Here is a 285-nt window from a genome sequence, read left to right on the forward strand (position 1 = left end):
ACTTTCGGCGATTATCATTTTTGAAATATGTCACAATTCTGGTTGTATTTTAGATTAGGCCTGGAACATGTATTGGACTGGAACGCCTATGATCACATTCTTTTCCTTATAGTTCTTGTAGCAGCCTACTCCTTCCACACCTGGAAGAGGGTGTTATGGCTGGTAACAATCTTTACTCTTGGCCACACAATTTCACTTTTCCTATCGGTTTATGAGATCGTGATCGTTGACAGCACCTGGGTAGAATTTTTGATCCCGCTTACTATTTTGATCACGGCTGTTTTT

The 285-nt window shown here is 40.4% G+C and carries 1 protein-coding gene; it reads left to right on the forward strand.

The genetic code is table 11. The annotated features are described in order from the left end of the window. Positions 1-27: 27 nt before the first annotated feature. On the forward strand, positions 28-285 hold a 258-nt coding region (locus HC176_RS19220), incomplete at its 3' end, for a HupE/UreJ family protein (RefSeq protein ID WP_167920564.1).

This window comes from Tamlana crocina (assembly GCF_012037625.1).